This window comes from Halomonas qinghailakensis (assembly GCF_025820815.1).
Classification (GTDB): domain Bacteria; phylum Pseudomonadota; class Gammaproteobacteria; order Pseudomonadales; family Halomonadaceae; genus Vreelandella; species Vreelandella qaidamensis.
In genome coordinates this window covers 223,018-240,441 of sequence record NZ_CP096973.1, presented here as the reverse complement: position 1 = coordinate 240,441, position 17,424 = coordinate 223,018, and the positions used below count along the sequence as shown (strand labels likewise).

General features: G+C 51.7%; 13 protein-coding genes. 9 read left to right on the top strand and 4 right to left on the bottom strand.

Going from position 1 to position 17,424, the window contains the following annotated elements; translation table 11 throughout:
• Positions 1–128: 128 nt before the first annotated feature.
• Complete coding sequence (locus M0220_RS01105) at positions 129–1,583, bottom strand: uracil-xanthine permease family protein (protein WP_030068964.1); 1,455 nt, start codon at positions 1,581–1,583, stop codon at positions 129–131.
• Positions 1,584–2,098: 515 nt separating this feature from the next.
• On the opposite strand from M0220_RS01105, the gene uraH reads away from it, so the two are divergent.
• The 8 genes from uraH (at position 2,099) to M0220_RS01065 (ending at position 11,029) form a co-directional block, all read left to right on the top strand.
• Complete coding sequence (gene uraH, locus M0220_RS01100) at positions 2,099–2,461, top strand: hydroxyisourate hydrolase (RefSeq protein ID WP_030068966.1); 363 nt, start codon at positions 2,099–2,101, stop codon at positions 2,459–2,461.
• Between the two features lie 92 nt (positions 2,462–2,553).
• A complete protein-coding gene (locus M0220_RS01095) occupies positions 2,554–3,753 on the top strand; it encodes a urate hydroxylase PuuD (protein ID WP_264018446.1) in 1,200 nt (399 codons plus the stop codon).
• 194 nt (positions 3,754–3,947) lie between these two features.
• Positions 3,948–4,745, top strand: coding sequence for an IclR family transcriptional regulator (locus tag M0220_RS01090; protein WP_264018444.1), 798 nt, complete (start codon positions 3,948–3,950; stop codon positions 4,743–4,745).
• A gap of 364 nt (positions 4,746–5,109) precedes the next feature.
• A complete protein-coding gene (gene gcl / locus M0220_RS01085; protein WP_264018443.1) occupies positions 5,110–6,897 on the top strand; it encodes a glyoxylate carboligase in 1,788 nt (595 codons plus the stop codon).
• Positions 6,898–6,965: 68 nt separating this feature from the next.
• On the top strand, positions 6,966–7,742 hold the full coding sequence (hyi, locus tag M0220_RS01080; protein ID WP_264018442.1) for a hydroxypyruvate isomerase: 777 nt from the start codon (positions 6,966–6,968) through the stop codon (positions 7,740–7,742).
• A 109-nt stretch (positions 7,743–7,851) separates the two neighbouring features.
• A complete protein-coding gene (locus M0220_RS01075; protein WP_264018441.1) occupies positions 7,852–8,736 on the top strand; it encodes a 2-hydroxy-3-oxopropionate reductase in 885 nt (294 codons plus the stop codon).
• A 115-nt stretch (positions 8,737–8,851) separates the two neighbouring features.
• Positions 8,852–10,174 carry a glycerate kinase type-2 family protein gene (locus M0220_RS01070; RefSeq protein WP_030068979.1) on the top strand — a complete coding sequence of 441 codons (1,323 nt, stop codon included), beginning with the start codon at positions 8,852–8,854 and terminating at the stop codon, positions 10,172–10,174.
• Positions 10,175–10,297: 123 nt separating this feature from the next.
• Complete coding sequence (locus M0220_RS01065) at positions 10,298–11,029, top strand: GntR family transcriptional regulator (protein ID WP_030068982.1); 732 nt, start codon at positions 10,298–10,300, stop codon at positions 11,027–11,029.
• A 124-nt stretch (positions 11,030–11,153) separates the two neighbouring features.
• Here M0220_RS01065 and aceF read toward each other — a convergent pair whose 3' ends face one another.
• From aceF to uraD, 3 genes are all read right to left on the bottom strand, one after another.
• Positions 11,154–12,863 carry a dihydrolipoyllysine-residue acetyltransferase gene (gene aceF / locus M0220_RS01060; RefSeq protein ID WP_264018440.1) on the bottom strand — a complete coding sequence of 570 codons (1,710 nt, stop codon included), beginning with the start codon at positions 12,861–12,863 and terminating at the stop codon, positions 11,154–11,156.
• 58 nt (positions 12,864–12,921) lie between these two features.
• Positions 12,922–15,594 carry a pyruvate dehydrogenase (acetyl-transferring), homodimeric type gene (gene aceE, locus M0220_RS01055; RefSeq protein ID WP_264018439.1) on the bottom strand — a complete coding sequence of 891 codons (2,673 nt, stop codon included), beginning with the start codon at positions 15,592–15,594 and terminating at the stop codon, positions 12,922–12,924.
• A gap of 103 nt (positions 15,595–15,697) precedes the next feature.
• The gene (uraD, locus tag M0220_RS01050; protein ID WP_264018438.1) at positions 15,698–16,231 is read right to left on the bottom strand and encodes a 2-oxo-4-hydroxy-4-carboxy-5-ureidoimidazoline decarboxylase; all 534 of its coding nucleotides are present in this window, start codon (positions 16,229–16,231) and stop codon (positions 15,698–15,700) included.
• A 241-nt stretch (positions 16,232–16,472) separates the two neighbouring features.
• On the opposite strand from uraD, the gene M0220_RS01045 reads away from it, so the two are divergent.
• Positions 16,473–17,339, top strand: coding sequence for a hypothetical protein (locus M0220_RS01045; RefSeq protein WP_264018437.1), 867 nt, complete (start codon positions 16,473–16,475; stop codon positions 17,337–17,339).
• The last annotated feature ends 85 nt before the right edge of the window (positions 17,340–17,424 follow it).

Sequence of the window (17,424 nt, the reverse complement as noted above, 5' to 3'; positions counted from 1 at the left end):
CTGTTCGCATGTTTATCAAGTGCCGTGATAAAAAAATAGAACTGCCGGGCTAGCGGCAGTTCCAAAACGTCGAACCTACGTTGATTTAATACTGTTAAAGATTGGCGATGTTGCTGATTAGCACATTATTAGTCAGCATGAACGCTGCGTTGGCTAAGGTTATCACTCTGGTTATTGGCTTCTTCCTTCGTGTCTTTATCTTCGTTAGCAATCTTTTCTCTTTCTTTTGCCTCATCTGAAAGAGATTTTTTGGGTAGGACGATATTCAGCGTGAAAGCTGTAATGGCAGCCACAACGATGGGGGCACCACCAATCAAGTCTCTTAATACCGCAGGAAACTGCTCAATTGCCGTTGGTTCAGCAGCGATTCCTAAGCTTAGTGCTAGGGAAAGGCCAACAATGGTCATGTTACGTGCAGACATCTCATCTTTAACCAGCAATTGGATGCCGGTCATGGTGATCATGCCAAACACGGTAATTGTTGCACCACCTAGAACGGGGTAAGGAATCGTCGTGATCATCGCGCCGAATTTCGGACTAAGGCCCGCTAAAATCATAAAGATACCTGCCAGCGCTAGTACGTACCGGCTAATTACCTTGGTCATGGCTACGATGCCAACATTCTGGCTGAACGTTGAGGTGGGCAGGGCACCGAAGAAAGAGCTAATGGTAGTGGTTAAACCATTGCCGAGTAGGCCGCCGGTAAGCTCTTTTGTTTTTAGCTCACGGTTCATGCCGCCAACGGTCGTGGCAGATAAATCACCAATGGTCTGAACAGAATTGATAATACAAATGACGACCATCGAAGCAATAGCTGCTGCGTGAAACTCCATTTCAAATGGCATTACTTTGGGAACGGCTATCCAGGATGCATTGGCTACGTTGTCGAAACTAACCAAACCCAGCGATAGGGAAAGTAAATAGCCCACCACAATGCCCACAATAATGGCTGAGAGCTTAATCACCCCTTTACCAAACTGAGCGGCAATCAAAACAGTGAGCAGCGTAACCACCGCGACGATCCAATTAATGGGGTCACCAAAATTGGCAGCATTGACGTTTCCACTGCCCGCCATATAGCGAATAGCGATGTCATATAGCGATAGACCGATTACCAATACCACTGTTCCTGCCACGACAGGGGGGAACAGGTGGCGAATATATTGGATGAAGTAGCCCACCACGACCATGGTCATACCGCCAATCAACTGGGCGCCAAGTATTCCTTCAATCCCATATTGAGCGCCAACCGCCACAAGTGTCGGCACGTAGGCAAAGCCGACACCAAAGATAGCAGGTAAGCGCGCACCGAATTTCCACACACCGTATAGATGGAATACGGTGCAGACACCGGATGCCAGCACCGCTATCTGGATAAGCAGGAGCTTTTCTTCGACGCTCGCGCCAACGACTCCGGCAACGATAATAGGCGGTGTTATCACGCCAGCAATCATGGCCAGCAGGTGCTGTAGAGAAAGCGGTAGCACCTTTAGAAATTTAGGTTTTCCATAAAAATCAAAGAGGGAGGTGCTCTTTCCATCTATTCGCGCTCGCTCTTCCGACGAGGCAATTGCGTCACTCATAAGGGACTCTCCATTGTTGTTGTATTCAATGATTTAAAATTATTGTTCATTTTTGAAGTTAATACTGTACACAAAAAAACTGCTGAAAATAAATAATTTCGCCCTGTTTATGCTCATCTATTTGGCTAATAGCGATTCTTGATAGGGCAAATAGCATGATGATTTCTCTGCTACGCTCATCAGTATTGTTATTTAAGTTTTTGATTTTTAAATTTTTTCAGGTTTCTCTTTCCAGGGGACTCCTATGTTTGCATGCCTGATTGTCGCCTAGGAAAGAAAACCTGAGCAGCTAAGGTGGCGTCAAAATTTTGGCGCTGGACAGGGTGAACAACGCTTCCTGATAAAAATGTATACAAAAATTCTTTGAAATGTGTCGATTTTTTATATAAAAATGTAGTCATCGGACTCTGGGCTATGCCAAGTCTTACCCGCTGTTGAGCTGCTTATTATTAGTAAGGCATTGGGAAAAGCAGGGTAATAGCTCTAATTACATTAATAAAATATAGGAGAAAACAATGGGTTACGTGACAACTCATGTGTTAGACACTGCGCAAGGCTGCCCAGGCGAGGGAGTTAAAATTGATCTGTACCGTGTAGTTAACGGTGAACGCAGCTTCCTTAAAACGGTAATCACCAATGATGATGGCCGCTGTGACCATCCCCTATTAGATGGCGCTGAGCTACAAGAAGGGGAGTACGAGTTGGAATTTCATGCGGGCGATTACTTCGCCAGTCGGGCTGGCCGAGTTGCGAATGATAACGAGCCTGCCTTTTTAAATGTGATACCGCTTCGCTTCGGGGTCAATGACGCCACACAGCACTATCACGTGCCACTGTTGCTATCGCCCTATGCCTACTCAACGTATCGCGGCAGCTAAAAAGACTTGATAAATAGTCCCGATAAAAATAGCCCTGATAAAAAACCTAATGCTGCCGACTAACAACAAACAAATGAGGCGAGGAAGCCGACATGCTGTCCTACTTAATTGATTTTTCAAATTTTATGCTTCGCTGGCTACACGTTATTGCCGCGATTGCCTGGATTGGTGAGTCTATCTACTTTGTCATGCTAGATAATGGCTTAAAATCCCCCAAAGATGAAAACTGCCGCAAAAAAGGCGTGTTTGGTGAGATGTGGGCCGTGCACGGTGGCGGCTTCTATCACAATCAGAAATATGCCACCAGCCCGGAAAAGCTGCCTGATGACCTCCACTGGTCTTTCTGGAAGGCTTATACCACTTGGTTATCTGGCTTCGCTTTATTCATTATTTTGTACATGTTTAATCCTGGCTTTTATTTGGTTAATCCCAATAGTAGTTGGGAGTGGGCTGCCAATATGACGGGCTGGCAGGCCAATGTTTTGGCGCTGACCTTTTTGTTATTGGGTTGGGTGGTTTACAACGAAATGTGTAAGCGCATCAGCCCCAACATGGAGCGCGACGGCCTATTAAGTATTGGTGTTGCGATCATGATGGTGGTGGTGGCGTACTTGAGTACTCAAATGTTCTCAGGTCGGGCCGCATTTCTATTGACCGGGGCTGTTATGGCCACGGCGATGTCAGCCAACGTGTTCTTTTGGATCATTCCTGGGCAGCGCCGCATTGTTAAAGCGATGAAAGCAGGCGAAACGCCAAATCCGTTAGACGGCAAACGTGGTAAGCAACGTTCGGTACACAATACGTACTTTACGTTACCCGTTGTCTTATTAATGATCAGTAATCACTACTCTTTCGCCTACTCTCATGCCCATGCCTGGGTCATCATGGCGTTGCTGATTTTTGCGGGTGCATTAATTCGTCAGTACTTCGTGTTGATGCACGCTGGAAAAATACAGCCTGGCTATCCGGCAGCAGGTGTTCTCTTGATTATGGTGGCGTTTTGGATAGGGATGCCCGCTAATCAACAGACTAATGCTGGTTCAGAAAGCGGGCCGGACATTACCGACGTGCAAGCAGTCATTGAACAGCGCTGTGTTGCGTGCCATGCCCAGTCGCCAACGCAGCCCGGTTTTTCTGCACCTCCTGCTGGCTTTGCCTATGACAACCTTGACCAAATCGTTCGTCAAAAGGAGAGCATTCAGCAAGTGGTGGCCAGTGGTTACATGCCCCTTGGCAACATGACCAATATGACAGATGAAGAGCGCGCGTTGATTGGAGAGTGGTCTGAGTAACTAGCTCGCTCGTTGTTATGTCAGCAGCTAGCACTTCGAGCAGGAGTGATAGCTGCTGTCTCAACGGAGTTCCTCAACGAATGCGCAAGGTTACTTTGTAGCCGTAATGACAATCGGCCAATGGTAGGTTTGCGCAGGCGTTGGGGTTTTCACGTTATCTCAATAATGCCAATAACGAAGTGAGTTAACCCGCCATGAGTAATAAGGAAAAAAAGCATTTAATTCCCGCGCTTGAACGAGGGCTAACGATTTTAATGGAGCTCAATCGTCATCATCGTGAGATGAGTTTTGCCGAGATCGTTAAACGCGTTGGCTATCCCCAGTCGACGTCGTATCGGGCAGTACAGACCTTGGAGCATATGGGGTTTCTTCGTCATCACCCGGTAACTGGGTTGTATTCACTGGGCGTTAACGTGCTAAAGCTGGGCTTTGAATATGTGGCCTCATTAGATGTTGTGCAGGTAGGTCATCCGGTTATTGAGTCGCTATGTGAGCAGACCGGCTGCTCAAGTCACATTGCCGTTCGGGATGGAAGGGATGCCGTTTACGTGGCCCGTGTGGGCGCCACTAACGCCACGATTCGTCGCGTTAGTGTAGGAACACGGATTCCGCTGCACTGTACTTCATTAGGGCGACTGCTTCTGACAGATCTTTCAAAAGAGGAATTTGAATCGCTCTATCCTGATGATCAACTGCTTAATAAAGAACTCGGTGCACCCATCCGGCGTGATGTTCTGTGGAACTTAGTTCAGGAAGATCGTCAGCGTGGTTATGTCATTGCAGATTCTTACTATCACTTTGGTATTTCATCGATTGCCTACCCGCTCTATAACCATGATGGGGTAGTAGAGGGCGTCGTTAGTATTATGGTGCCTGTGCATGAATTTGCAGAGGATGAGCGAACCAAATTGCAAACGTTGGTGCAAGAGGCCGCGAGAACAATATCCGACATGCTAGGACACGACCAAGCCCTTGCGAAACGCGATGATTAAGTGTTGTAGGCGGCAATAGCACGCTGCGCGCAGGGGTTAAATCTACAAAATTTTACCACTGTATGGACTGGATGCAAAAGCACCGGTCCGATTGGCATGCCTGTTTTTACTAATACCGAGAGCGCTCCGTTAGCAACGCTTGTGTTTCCTTGTACGTGTTTATATTCAGCTTAATTCATATTAAATAATTGATTTTAAATAACTTTTGTTGCGCCTATTGAATTTAATGGAAATATTTTCCATTAAATATTGACAGTGCATCGGATGGCGCATACTTTGAATATTGTCTCGTATACAAAATTAAATACAAAATTAAATACAAAAATGAATACTAAATGTATTCAATCTTCGAGGAGAAGTTGTGATGGCTAAAATGACAGCTGCAGAAGCCGCCATTCACGTCCTGAAAAAAGAAGGTGTTGATGTTGCCTTTGGTGTTCCAGGTGCTGCGATCAACCCTTTCTACGCTGCGATGCGTAAAGTGGGTGGGGTAGACCATGTGCTAGCACGCCACGTGGAAGGCGCCTCACACATGGCGGAAGGGTATACCCGTACAACCGCTGGCAACATTGGTGTATGCATCGGTACCTCTGGCCCCGCTGGCACGGATATGATTACGGGCCTGTATTCCGCCAGTGCTGATTCAATTCCGATTCTATGTATCACTGGCCAAGCACCGCGCGCCAAGATGCATAAAGAAGACTTCCAGGCCGTCGACATTCAGACGATAGCTGGCCCGGTGACCAAATGGTCCGTCACTGTGATGGAGCCTGCTCAGGTGCCGCGTGCGTTCCAGAAAGCCTTCCAGATCATGCGCTCTAGCCGTCCTGGGCCGGTATTGATCGATCTTCCCATCGATGTACAGATGAGCGAAATCGAGTTCGACCCGGACACTTACGAATCACTTCCGGCTTATAAACCCTCAGCATCTCGTGCCCAAATTGAAAAAGCACTGACGATGCTCAACGAAGCCGATAAGCCGCTGATCGTGGCTGGTGGTGGCATTATCAATGCCGATGCTGCCGAGCAATTAGTTGAATTTGCTGAGCTAACCGGCGTACCGGTGATCCCGACGTTGATGGGGTGGGGAACGATCCCGGATGACCATCCGTTAATGGCAGGCATGGTGGGGCTGCAAACGTCGCACCGATACGGCAATGCGACCATGTTGGCCTCTGACTTTGTCATAGGGATTGGTAATCGGTGGGCTAACCGACACACTGGCAATGTCGAAACGTATACAAAAGATAGAAAGTTTGTTCACGTTGATATCGAGCCTACGCAAATAGGCCGTATTTTTGGGCCTGACTACGGCATCGTTTCTGACGCGAAGCTCGCCTTAGATCTGTTTATCGACGTTGCTCGTGAAATGAAGGCCAGCGGCCAGCTTAAAAACCGTAGTGCCTGGGCCCAAGAGTGTCAGGAGCGTAAGCGCACGCTACTGCGCAAAACGCACTTCGATAATGTGCCGGTGAAACCGCAGCGTGTTTACGAAGAGATGAATAAGGTGTTTGGCAAGAATGCACGCTACATCAGCACCATCGGTTTGTCTCAAATTGCCGGCGCTCAGTTCCTACACGTGTACAAGCCTCGGCACTGGATTAACTGTGGCCAAGCTGGGCCGCTAGGCTGGACAGTGCCTGCGGCACTGGGTGTTTGCCGTGCCGACCCTGAGGCCGAAGTGGTCGCGCTGTCTGGCGATTACGACTTCCAGTTTATGGTGGAGGAGCTAGCGGTTGGGGCACAGTTTAACTTGCCGTATATCCACGTGCTGGTGAACAACTCCTACCTCGGTTTGATTCGTCAGGCCCAGCGTGGCTTCGACATGGATTACTGTGTCCAGCTCTCGTTCAAGAATATTAACTACACCGACGAAGAAGCGGCGCTTGCTGAGTACGGCGTAGATCACGTGTCGGTTGCTGAAGGCCTTGGCTGTAAAGCGCTGCGTGTCACTACACCCGATGAGATTGCCCCTGCGTTAGAGAAAGCGCGTGAGCTGATGCGCCAATACCGCGTGCCGGTCGTGGTGGAAATTATTCTAGAGCGCGTTACCAATATCTCGATGGGCACTGACCTTGATGGGGTTAACGAGTTCGAAGCGTTAGCTGAAAACCTTACTGATGCACCGAGCTCTATTGCCAGCCTGACGTAACGCACCCAGGTGCTTCCAGGCAAGTCGCTGAAGTCGTTATTAAGACGATAAAACGTTAGGAGAACACTATGGCTAAGTTTGCCGCGAATCTCAGTATGCTGTTCACTGAAGTCGATTTTCTTGATCGCTTTGAGGCCGCCGCAAAGGCGGGCTTTAAAGGGGTTGAGTATCTTTTTCCCTATGACTATGCGGCAGCTGACATCAAGCAGCGCTTGGATGCGAATGGCCTAACCCAAGTGCTGCACAACTTGCCGGCGGGGGATTGGGGAGCAGGCGAGCGAGGCATTGCTTGTCATCCCGACCGGATAGAAGAGTTTCGCGCCGGTGTGGATAAAGCGATCGACTATGCCACTACGCTTGAGTGCAAGCAGGTGAACTGCCTTGCGGGTATTCAGCCTGAGGGCGTTAGTAATGCTGAAGCTCACCGTACCTTGGTCGAAAACCTTCGCTACGCTGCCGAAAAACTCAAAGCAGCCGGCATTTTGCTACTTGCAGAGCCTATCAATACCCGTGACATTCCAGGCTTTTTCCTTAATCGCACCGAACAGGCGTTGGCACTTTTTGACGAAGTCGGCAGCGATAACTTAAAGCTGCAGTATGACATCTACCACATGCAAATCATGGAGGGCGATCTTGCGCCCACTATTGAAAAGCATTTTGCACGTATCGCTCACGTGCAGTTGGCGGACAACCCGGGACGCCATGAGCCAGGAACGGGTGAGATCAATTATCCCTTCTTATTTAGCCACCTACAGCAGCTTGGCTATGACGGCTGGATCGGCTGCGAGTACAAGCCCAAGACCACGACGGTAGAAGGTTTGGGTTGGTTAGATAAGACGCGTTAACCCTGTGTGACTTAAAGCAGGCAAGTGAGTAGATAGTCGATAATTCAAGAAATCTAAATCATTTGAAAACAATAGATTGGTTTCTGAAAGACGCGAATGGAGAACAATTATGAGTAACATCGGTTTTATTGGTTTAGGCATTATGGGTCGTCCTATGGCGGGCCACCTGCTCGACGCTGGCCACTCGTTGGTGACCGTTAAACGCGGCACCTTGGATGCTGCGCTTGCCGAAAAAGGCATGAGTGAAGTCGCTTCACCCAAAGCGGTGGCTGAAGCGTCTGACGTCATTATCACCATGGTGCCCGACACGCCCGATGTCGAAAGCGTGTTATTTGGTGAGGAAGGCGTGATTGAAGGCCTGAAGCCCGGCACGCTGGTGATCGATATGAGCTCCATTGCCCCGATGCAGACTCAGGCATTTGCCAAGCGGATTACCGAGGCAGGCGGGGAGTTTGTCGATGCGCCGGTTTCTGGTGGTGAAGGTGGCGCGATTAACGCCGCGCTTACCATCATGGTGGGTGCAACAACCGAAGGGTTTGAGCGAGCCAAGCCATACCTGGACGTTGTTGGGAAGACGATTACCCACATTGGCGGCCACGGTGCAGGTCAGACGTGCAAAGTGGCTAACCAGATTGTGGTAGCACTGACCATTGAAGCAGTGGCAGAAGGGTTGCTGTTTGCCTCTAAAGCAGGTGCTGATGTCGCTAAAGTGCGTGAATCATTAATGGGCGGTTTAGCTCAATCGAAAATTCTCGATGTTCATGGCGAGCGCATGATCAAACGCACCTTTGAGCCTGGGTTCCGCGTTCGTCTGCACCAGAAAGATCTCAACTTAGCGTTAGAAGGTGCCAGGACGTTAAACCTGTCATTGCCAGGCACCGCCAATGCACAGCAGTTGTTCCAAGCGTGTGCCGCCAATGGGGGCGAAGATTGGGATCACGCAGGTATTGTGCGCGCTTTAGAGAAGCTGGCAGACCATGAGGTTGGCCAATAACGCGCTTTTGTCAGGCAGGCCAGCGTCTGTTGGCCTGCCATTAAGTTCTTTGTTTGCGTTCTTTTCTAAGCTCCTTTCTGAGCCCTTCTCCTGTCCCTGCCCGAGGAGTCTTTTGATGAATTCCCATGTTCGCTTGGCGCCTTTTACCAGTGAAGAGGCAACCCGCCAGTGGCTGAATCAACTGGCCGAAACGGCCATTGCTGCCGTGCATCCCGATAGCTTATTAACTGCCCAGTTGCCTGAAAAACCGCCAGGACGAACTGTCGTCGTGGGCGCGGGTAAGGCTGCTGCAGCCATGGCGAGCGCATTAGAGTTGGCGTGGGAAAAACGCGCTCGTGAGTCAGGCGAAGAGGTCGACTTAACAGGCGTAGTAGTGACCCGTTATCAGCATGGGGCAGCTTGTCGCTATATCGATGTACTGGAAGCCTCTCATCCAATGCCTGATGCGCTGGGGGAACAAGCCGCTAAGCGCATGCTTGATGAAGTGAAAGACCTGGGTGAAGACGATCAAGTGATCGCACTTATCTCAGGCGGCGGCTCTGCGTTAATGACCCTGCCAGCGGACGGCATTTCATTAGAAGACAAGCAGGCTCTCAATAAGGCGCTGCTTCGGTGTGGTGCACCGATCCGTGAAATCAACACCGTAAGGCGCCACTTATCGGCGATTAAAGGCGGGCGTTTGGCCACTGTTGCGCACCCCGCGCAAGTGGTGACGTTACTTATTTCAGATGTTCCTGGTGACGTGCCTTCATTAATTGCCTCAGGCCCGACATTGCCGGATAACACAACGTCGTTAGATGCGTTGGCAATATTAAACCGCCATGAGCTTGAGGTGCCTGAGCACGTGAAACGTCATTTAATGGCTGATCATCGTGCGCCTCAGACCTGGAACCAAGGATTTGCACGGGATAAATCGACTATCCTAGCCCGTGCGCGGGACGCACTGAAGGCCGCCCAACTCAGTGCCGAAGAGAGTGGTTTAGAGGTAAGAGTGTTAGGTGATGACCTTGAAGGGGAAGCAAGAGATTTAGGCATTGCCCAAGGGCGTATGGCGTGCAAGTTGCAGGCTGAAATAACTCGTCCGCTGCTGGTACTGTCAGGTGGCGAAACTAGCGTTACCGTGCGTGGTAATGGTCGAGGAGGGCGCAATGTTGAGTACCTGCTGGGGCTTTTTGATACGCTAAAAGGATGTGATGGTATTTATGCGATTGCTATTGATACCGATGGAATTGATGGCTCTGAAGATAATGCTGGCGCGTTAATTGGGCCTGAATGCTGGCAGCGGGCTAAGGCATTAACGCTTTCTGCCCAGGATTACCTTGACCGTAATGATGCGTACAGTTTCTTTGACGCTTTAGATGACCTCGTGGTAACGGGGCCAACCCGAACCAATGTTAACGATTTCCGAGCGATTCTTATTCTACCCAACCCGTCGTAAGACTGACGTTGTACCCGCTTAACTATCCAATTACCCGTTAAGGCATTGTTTTGCGTGGTTCTGAGTGGTTGTCCGAGGGGTAAACATGATAAGTTTCGTCGAGGTTCATTAGAGAGTTAGGCCATGACCCTCGGCTGGCACAAGAAAGGTTTTACCAAAACGAAAGAAGGTCGCGTTAGCGATCAAGATATTGTTGAACACATCCGGTCTGCGGTACTGATGCAGCGACTGGCACCAAATACAAAACTGCCTGAAGTCACCATAGGCGATGTATTTGGCGTCAGCCGTTCAGTGGTGCGTAAAGCGTTAACACGGCTTGATGCTGAACATGTTATCGACCAACGACCGAATCAGGTTGCCCGCGTCAGAGCGCCTTCAGTTGACGAAACGCGAGAGACGTTTTCCGCGCGTAGGTTAGTGGAAGGTGAGATTGTCTCACTGTTGGCGGGTAAGCTGGATGTTGCGACTTACAAGGCATTAGAGAAGCAGGTCGCACTTGAAAAGCAGGCGTTTGAAAACAGTGACGAACCGTCACGCATTGAGCATTCCCTCAATATTCACCACCTCCTTGCGCAGCATGCCCCTAATCGTATCTTGGGTGCGATGCTGACCGATCTCGTCTTGCGCACGTCAATTGTCATCGCTCTCTATAAGCGTCCGGGACTGTCTTCTTGCTACTTGGAAGGAGATCATGCGAACTTGCTTGGGCACTTGGCGAGTGGTGATGCTGAGGCGGCTAAGCAGGCGATATACACTCACCTTAATAGCCTAGAGTCTTTGCTGGTGCTGTCGTCTAAAGAGCCAGAAAACGACGATTTGATGACTATTCTAGGCGGTAAATCTGTTAGGGCGTGATTCGCTAACCCTAGGCTTTCGGTAACCCTGGGTTTTCGCGAACAAAATAGATTTCAATCCTCCAAACTGATGTCTCAAAAAAGCGGCGCCCATTGGGCGCCGCTTGTGGCTTACTGTGAGACGATTACAGCAGTAATCGGCGAATGTCCGTCAATACATCGGCCAGGAAGGCCGTAAAGCGGGCGGCATCCGCACCGTTAATTGCGCGGTGATCGTAGGAGAGCGACAACGGCATCATCAGACGCGGCTGGAAGGTACTGCCATCCCATACCGGTTTCATCTGCGCTTTCGACACCCCCAAGATCGCCACTTCCGGCGCATTAACGATCGGCGTGAACGCGGTTCCATCAATTGAGCCAAGGCTCGAAATGGTGAAGCAGCCACCGGTCATCTCATCACGCTTAAGCTTCTTGGTTTGCGCTTTCTTACCTAGCTCCGCCATCTCCTTGGCAATCTCAATCAAGGATTTTTTATCGGCATTGCGCACTACCGGCACCATCAGACCATCAGGCGTATCCACGGCAATCCCAATATGCACGTAGTTTTTCCATACCAGCGTTTCGCCGTCGCCTTTGAGGCTAACGTTAAACTGGGGGAACTTACGCAGTGCAAAGGCACAGGCTTTAACCATAAACGGCAACGGTGTCAGCTTGGCGCCTTGGGCTTCGGCCTCGGCTTTCATAGCTTTACGGAAGCTTTCAAGCTCGGTAATGTCGGCCTCATCGAACTGCGTCACGTGAGGTACATTGAGCCAGCTGCGGTGCAGATTGGTCGCGCCCATCTTAAGCAGGCGGCCCATCGGCTTTTCTTCTATCTCGCCAAACTGACTGAAGTCGACGTCCGGTATCGCGGGAATACCCGCACCACCACTCGCTGCTGGGGAAGTCGCTGTTTGTGCTTTACCTTGGTTGGCAATGGCCTGCTTCACGTAGGCCTGTACATCTTCTTTCAGCACCCGGTCTTTCGGGCCACTAGGCTTAACAAGACGAAGATCGACATTTAGTTCACGGGCCAGCATCCGAACGGCGGGGCCTGCGTGCACCAGCTGACTATCCCGTGGCTGATTATCAGCGATTTGTGCTTCCGGACTCGGGGAGCCTTCAGGAGAAGAAGCTTGTTTTGCTGGCTCTTTAGCGACAGGTTCTTCAGCGACAGGTTCTTCAACGGCAGACTCTTCTTCCGGCGCGCTGCTGGCTTGGCTAGCGGCTTGCGGCGCGTCTTCTTCAGCCGATGCATCACCGCCTTCGCTCGTGATTTCTATCTGGCCGATCACGTCGCCTTCCGAGACGGTATCGCCTTCTTTCACCGTGAGTGCAACGATCTTACCGCCGTGCGGGCTGGGTACATCCATCGAGGCTTTATCCGACTCGAGGGTGATCAGGGTGTCTTCGGCGTTGACGTCATCGCCGGCGCTGACCGCCACTTCGATGATTTCAACGTTGTCTGAACCACCCAGGTCCGGCACTTTAATATCGACCGTTTGTTTACCGCCACCGGCTTTCTTCGCTGCCGGTGCGGGGGCATCTTCCTGCTTCGGTGCGGGGGCTTCGTCGGAGGAGCTGTCAGCCGCTGCTTCCGGCTTGGCATCGCCACCGCCTTCAACTTCCAGCTCAACGATGTCGTCACCTTCCGAGACGGTATCGCCTTCTTTGACCAGCACTTTGAGCACCTTGCCGCCTTTCGGGGCCGGGACGTCCATGCTGGCTTTGTCAGATTCCAGGGTGATTAGGGTGTCTTCCGCTTCAATGACGTCGCCTTCTGACACCGCAATCTCGATGATTTCGACATCGGTGTCGCCACCGATATCGGGAACTTTGATGATTTCGCTACTCAAGGTCGCGCTCCTTCCAAATCGGATCGAGCCGGCGGGCATCTGCCCGCCGGGCAGCGGTTTAGCTGGTCAGCGGGTTCGGCTTGTTGGCATCGATGCCATATTTCTTCAGCGCTTCGCCGACATGCTTACGATCAAGCTCACCGCGGTCTGCCAGCGCACGCAGCGCCGCGACGGTGACGAAGTAGCGGTCTACTTCAAAGAAGTAGCGCAGCTTCTCGCGGGTGTCGGAACGGCCGAAGCCGTCTGTACCCAGCACGGTGTACTCGCTCGGCACCCAGGCACGTACCTGGTCAGCGTAGAGCTTCATGTAGTCGGTGGAGGCAATCACCGGACCGTCACGACCTTCCAGGCACTTCGTGACGTGGGGCTTGGTGGCCTCAACGTCCGGGTTTAAGAAGGCTTCACGCTCCAGCAGTAGTGCTTCGCGGCGCAGTTCGTTAAAGCTGGTGACGCTCCAGATATCCGCGCCAATGCCCCAGTCGTTGGCCAGCAGTTCTGCGGCGGCTTCGACTTCGCGCAGGATGGTGCCGGAGCCCATCAGCTGTACGCGGCCTTTATCGCCCTGCGTTTCGTTGAGCAGGTACATGCCTTTGACGATATCGTCGGTGGGCACGTTGTCGATGACCGGATGCTCGTAGTTTTCGTTCATCACCGTCAGGTAGTAGAAGCAGTTCTCTTTGTCGGTGAACATGCGCTTCAGACCATCCTGGAGGATGACCGCCACTTCGTGGGCATAGGTGGGGTCATAGCTGCGGCAGTTGGGGATGGTGGAGGCTTGAATCAAGCTGTGGCCATCCTGGTGCTGCAGACCTTCGCCGTTGAGCGTGGTGCGCCCGGCGGTGCCGCCGACCATAAAGCCGCGGGCTTGCAGGTCACCGGCGGCCCAGGCCAAATCACCAATCCGCTGGAAGCCGAACATCGAGTAGTAGATGTAGAACGGCAGCAGGGTGACGTTGTTGTTGCTGTAGGACGTCGCGGCGGCAATCCACGCGGACATCGCGCCGGCCTCACTAATCCCCTCTTCGAGGACCTGACCTTTCTGGTCCTCGCGGTAGTACATGATCTGGCCTTTATCGACCGGCTCGTACTTCTGCCCTTCGGAGGTGTAAATGCCCAACTGGCGGAACATGCCTTCCATGCCGAAGGTACGTGCTTCGTCTGGAATAATCGGCACCACGTGCTTGCCAAGCTTCTTATCCTTCACCAGGCCGTTGAGCACGCGCACAAACGCCATGGTGGTCGAGACTTCGCGCCCTTTGGAACCGCCCATTTGCGAGGCAAAGGTTTTGTCTTCCAGGCTGGGGATTTCCAGCGCCTCAAAGTCACTGCGGCGGCTGGGCAGGTAGCCGTTGAGGCGTTCGCGCTGCAGGTGCATGTACTTAAGCTCGGGGGAGTCTTCTTCCGGCTTGTAGTAGGGCACGTCTTTGAGCTGCTCGTCGCTGATTGGAATGCCAAAGCGATCGCGGAATTTACGCAGCGCTTCGTACTCCATGCTCTTGACCTGGTGGGCTTCGTTGGCGGCTTCGCCATCGCCGCTGCCCATGCCGTAGCCTTTGACGGTGTGCGCCAGAATGACTGTGGGCTTGCCGTTAGTCTGGTTGACCGCTTCATGGTAGGCCGCATAGACCTTGAACGGATCGTGACCACCGCGGTTGAGCTTCCAGATGTCTTCGTCAGACAGGTCGTTGACCATCGCTTCGGTTTCGGGGTACTTACCAAAGAAGTGCTCACGGGTGTAGGAACCGCCGTTAGCCTTGTAGTTCTGGTACTCACCGTCGACCGCTTCGTCCATGCGTTTTTGCAGGATGCCTTTCTTGTCCTTCTCGAACAGCGGGTCCCAGTGACGTCCCCAGACGACCTTGATGACGTTCCAACCGGCACCACGGAACACGCCTTCGAACTCGTCCATCACGCGGGAGTTACCGCGCACCGGACCGTCCAAGCGCTGCAGGTTGCAGTTGATGACGAAGATCAGGTTGTCGAGGTTTTCACGTCCCGCCAGGGAAATCGCGCCCAGTGACTCCGGCTCATCACACTCGCCGTCGCCCATAAAGCACCAGATCTTGCGGTCGTACATGTCTTTCAGCTCACGGTGATGCAGGTACTTCATCACGTGGGCTTGATAGATGGCCTGAATCGGGCCAAGTCCCATAGACACCGTGGGGAACTGCCAGTAGTCCGGCATCAGCCACGGGTGCGGGTAGGAAGAGAGGCCATCGCCGTCGACTTCGCGACGGAATTTGTCCATCTGCTCTTCTGACAACCGGCCTTCCAGGTAAGAACGCGCGTAAATACCCGGGGCGACGTGGCCCTGGATGTAAATCAGGTCGCCTTCAAAATCGCCCTTGGGCGCGCGGAAGAAGTGGTTAAAGCCGACGTCGTAGAGCGTGGCCGACGACATAAAGCTGGCAATATGGCCGCCCAACCCGGGGTTGGCACGGTTATTACGAATGACCTGAGCAATGGCGTTGTAACGGATCAACGACCGAATGCGGCGCTCCATAAACAGGTCGCCGGGCATCGGTGCTTCACGATGCACAGGGATCGTATTCCGGTGCGGGGTTGTCACCGAGAAGGGCACCTTCATCCCGTCCCGGCGCAGGCGATCCGCCAGGCGGGTCATCAGGTAGCGGGCACGATCTTCGCCCTCACGATCCAGGACTGATTCCAGGGAATCCAACCATTCCGTGGTTTCGAGTGGATCGAGATCTTCTCTTGTCTCCAGACTCATAGAGGTCTCTCCGAATGACGATAAAAGGTAAGCCTCACAGCCTGAAGGGCCGAGCACCACAGGTCAGGCTGAAAGGAAAATACAAGCGCTAAGCGCGTGAGAATTACGCTGCCTCGGCCGCACGCATGTGCAGGCGAAAGCGCGCTATCTGGATGATTTGTTCAATAGCGGTACGTCGTTCGGCAGCGGCGTCGTTTTCAAGACGCTTTTCGAACGCATAAAGGATGGCGTGTCGATCAAGCCCTTTAACAGCAATCACAAAGGGGAAGCCGAACTTCTCTTGATAGGCCTGATTCAGGCGTTGAAAGCGCTCAAACTCTTCGCTTGAGCATTGATCTAGCCCCGCACCTGCCTGTTCGCGGGTGGAGTCCTGGGTTAGCTCCCCCGCTAGCGCTGCTTTCCCGGCAAGGTCTGGGTGAGCGCGAATGACAGCAATTTGCTGATCGATATCAGCACGCTTAAGCACATTGCCCATGCAGTCAGCTAGTACATTCGGGTCATCGTGTTGGTCGGTAAACCCCTGTTTCCAAGCGGTTTCTGCTACCCAGGGTGAATGTTCAAAGATGTCCCCGTAATGCTCAAGAAAGGCGTCTAAGCCGAGGCGGCTGGGGCGAGCTGATTTTAAAATGTGCGACATTGTATTCTCCATTTGTATTTGTTTGTCTTTTTTATTGTATACAATAAATATGTCAAAATGTACTCTAAGAAGTGTTGTTCCCGCAAAAAAATCGCTATTGCATCCGCGATAAGCGGGCATAACGGCGTTAGGAAAATCTTTATAGAAAGTTCTTTATAGAAAAATCTTTATAGAAGGGCCTTTACAGAGAGGGCTCTTAGAAAGATGCCTAAAAACAAAATTAAACAACAAAGGGTTTTGCATGTTGAAGAGCAAACGAGCAGTGGCAACGTATCTGGTGATAGGCGCTTCCCTTGGTACTATCTCGGCAGGTGCCCAGGCAGCGACATGGAGCGATACGTTTGTGGGTTATCGCTATGGAACACAGTTTACCGAGCCGAATAACCCAGAGAACATAGAGAAGCATATTCTTCAGTTCACCCATGTGAGTGGTTACTCACTGGGCCAAAACTTTTTCAATTTGGACGTGCTTCAGTCCAGCAGCCAAGACCCTGCCAATAACAGTGATTCAGGGGCGACGGAAGCCTATCTGGCATATCGGCATCAACTCCATGGTGGCGGAGTATTCAATGAACCCATCGCTTTCGGGCCCATCAAAGACATGGCGCTGACGTTTGGGTTTGACCTAAACACCAAAAATACTGGCTTTGCACCACGTAAACGTCAGCTAGTGATGGGGCCAACGTTTAAATTTGATGTGCCGAGAGGCTTTGTGGATCTAAGTCTCTTCTATAGCCGTGAGTGGAACCACTGCGGCTTGCCACCTTGTGGGCTGCCAGAAAACCAGAACAGCATTTCGTTTGATCCCTATTACCAAATTAACTTGGCCTGGGGGCTGCCGTTTGAAGCGGCGTCGTTACCGCTAAAATTCCAAGGGTTCTATAACTACAACAGCGAAAAAGGAGACGATTACTTTGGGGAAACGACCAAGCCTGAGCAGTTAATGCGCACCTCACTGATGCTAGACGTTGGGCAGGTCGCGTGGGGTGCGGAAAACTCCTTATGGATGGGCGTCGGTTATGAGTATTGGCGCAACAAATTCGGAAACCACAGCCAGCCGGGTGTCGATACCGATGCCATGACCTTTAATCTGGAGTGGCACTTCTAAAACTAACCACTGCTACTGGCTTAACCGATACCCCTTGGTCTGAAAGTGCCAAGGGGTATTTTTTATGTCTCAGGTGCTCCTTGGC

What these genes read in the sequence shown, in the direction of transcription:
- M0220_RS01095 (WP_264018446.1), top strand. Translation starts at nt 2,554, where the DNA reads ATGCTGTCCTACTTAATTGATTTTTCAAATTTTATGCTTCGCTGGCTA.
- gcl (WP_264018443.1), top strand. Translation starts at nt 5,110, where the DNA reads ATGGCTAAAATGACAGCTGCAGAAGCCGCCATTCACGTCCTGAAAAAA.
- M0220_RS01065 (WP_030068982.1), top strand. Translation starts at nt 10,298, where the DNA reads ATGACCCTCGGCTGGCACAAGAAAGGTTTTACCAAAACGAAAGAAGGT.
- M0220_RS01075 (WP_264018441.1), top strand. Translation starts at nt 7,852, where the DNA reads ATGAGTAACATCGGTTTTATTGGTTTAGGCATTATGGGTCGTCCTATG.
- M0220_RS01070 (WP_030068979.1), top strand. Translation starts at nt 8,852, where the DNA reads ATGAATTCCCATGTTCGCTTGGCGCCTTTTACCAGTGAAGAGGCAACC.
- uraH (WP_030068966.1), top strand. Translation starts at nt 2,099, where the DNA reads ATGGGTTACGTGACAACTCATGTGTTAGACACTGCGCAAGGCTGCCCA.
- hyi (WP_264018442.1), top strand. Translation starts at nt 6,966, where the DNA reads ATGGCTAAGTTTGCCGCGAATCTCAGTATGCTGTTCACTGAAGTCGAT.
- aceE (WP_264018439.1), bottom strand. Translation starts at nt 15,594, where the DNA reads ATGAGTCTGGAGACAAGAGAAGATCTCGATCCACTCGAAACCACGGAA.
- M0220_RS01045 (WP_264018437.1), top strand. Translation starts at nt 16,473, where the DNA reads ATGTTGAAGAGCAAACGAGCAGTGGCAACGTATCTGGTGATAGGCGCT.
- M0220_RS01105 (WP_030068964.1), bottom strand. Translation starts at nt 1,583, where the DNA reads ATGAGTGACGCAATTGCCTCGTCGGAAGAGCGAGCGCGAATAGATGGA.
- M0220_RS01090 (WP_264018444.1), top strand. Translation starts at nt 3,948, where the DNA reads ATGAGTAATAAGGAAAAAAAGCATTTAATTCCCGCGCTTGAACGAGGG.
- uraD (WP_264018438.1), bottom strand. Translation starts at nt 16,231, where the DNA reads ATGTCGCACATTTTAAAATCAGCTCGCCCCAGCCGCCTCGGCTTAGAC.